Origin of the sequence: Marinobacter zhanjiangensis (assembly GCF_014651935.1) — a bacterium.
Taxonomy (GTDB): domain Bacteria; phylum Pseudomonadota; class Gammaproteobacteria; order Pseudomonadales; family Oleiphilaceae; genus Marinobacter; species Marinobacter zhanjiangensis.
In genome coordinates this window covers 1-1,652 of record NZ_BMXV01000014.1, presented here as the reverse complement: position 1 = coordinate 1,652, position 1,652 = coordinate 1, and the positions used below count along the sequence as shown (strand labels likewise).

1 protein-coding gene is annotated in these 1,652 nt (G+C 58.7%); it reads right to left on the bottom strand.

The window, feature by feature from the left end; all coding sequences use genetic code 11:
* Positions 1–191: 191 nt before the first annotated feature.
* Positions 192–1,652: transposase (locus IE079_RS18635; RefSeq protein ID WP_227712616.1), on the bottom strand; the 1,461-nt coding region annotated here is incomplete at its 5' end.

The window sequence follows — 1,652 nt, the reverse complement described above, 5'->3', positions numbered from 1 at the left end:
TAACGAGGCTGTAGAAAAACCCGGTTCCGGGCCATTCCCACCGCCTGACTGCTAAATTTTTTGACCCGCCCGTCAACGGAACGGTTCTCCAGATTCTGGTGCATAGGGAGGCGCTTCCGCTTCAAGAGGCTTCGAAGGCCGGTACCACCGGCTTCCAGAAGGCCTATTCTTGGCCGTTTTTGTCCCCGGCATCATGCCGCCAACTGCCCGTAGTTCGCCAATTTTCCGATATTATGCACCAGGCAGTATAACTGCCACTGGCCCTGTACTTTCTTCTTGCCCCGCAGGCTGAAGCGGTTCAACCGTCTCGTGGTGCCAATGTTGCCGAACACCGGTTCCACCACCGACATCCGGTGACTGTAGATCTCTTTGCCCTGCTGGCTGTCCACCCGGTGCTTCATCCAGTCGGTGTAGTTGGGCAGGCGTTTGCTCTCGATGGTGAACGACACCTGTCGACCGGAACCGTTGCGATGGTCTGCCGAGGCCGGGTTCTGCATACAGCGGTGCTTCTTGGGACAGTGCCGGCATTGGAGCAGCCGTCCTTCGAAGTGCACCCGGGTCTTGCCGTTCTCGGCTTCCCGCTGGCCCCGGTAGGTGAGGGATTCGCCCGTTGGGCAGGTGCAGGTGAGGTTCACCGGGTCGAACTGGAACTCGCTGGCCGGGATGGTCTCCTTCCGCCCCGTTTCCGGCAGGTTCTGATGCCGTTTTCCGTACTTGTCTTTCTGCTGTGCGAACTTCGGGTCCCGGCTGCGGAACTTGTTGTCTGGTACGTAGCCATTGATCTGCCGGTCGTGCAGGTACTTCATGTTGGCTTCGTTGGCGAAGCCGGTGTCAGCAGTAATGATCGTGCCTTGTTGGTAGATGCTCTTGGCCATGCCCAGCTTCTTGTAGCGGGCCTCCACCGTTTCCAGAACCGGTTGCAGGGTGTGGTGTTCCTGGCCCTCGCCGAAGGCCTGGGCGTCGATGATAACCTGATGTTTCCTGTCCACCGTGGCGACGCCGTTATAGCCCTGGATGGTGCCCTTGCTGGTGGTCATCTTGGCGCTTTCGTTATCGGTGATGTTGCTCTTCACTTCCTTGTTCCGCTTCCCCCGGCCCATCCTTGGACTGTTCGTCTTTAGGAAGCGGTCCACTTTCTCCAGGGATTCGTCCAGCGAGAGGATGGTCTTCGCCCGGCGGATATCACGGTCCAGTTCGGCTTCGGTCTCCGCCTCGTCACGCTCGTAGTGTTCCAGTAAATGGTGACGAATCAGGCGTCGCAGCTTGTCCCGCTTCTCGCCTAGTTCCTTGAAGGTACCGGACCATTCCTTGGCGGCGTCAGAGGACATCTTGCAGCCGTCGATGGCGAAGAGTTCGTTGCCCAGCAGATCCTGCTCGTGGCACACCAGCAGCACCTGCTCGAACAGTTCTTCGATCTCGTCCGCATGGCTACTGACGAACTTCGCCAGTGTGGTGAAGTGCGGGACGGTATCGCAGGACAGGGCCTTGAAGATGATGTTGGTCTCGCAGCACCACTGCATTTCACGGCTGGAGGTGATGCCCTTGGAGTAGGCGAACAGGATGATCTTCAGCAGAATCGCCGGATCATAGGCCAGCCGGCCAGTGTCGTCGTTGCGGTACTTGGGGTGGAACACCGACAGGTCCAGCTTGTG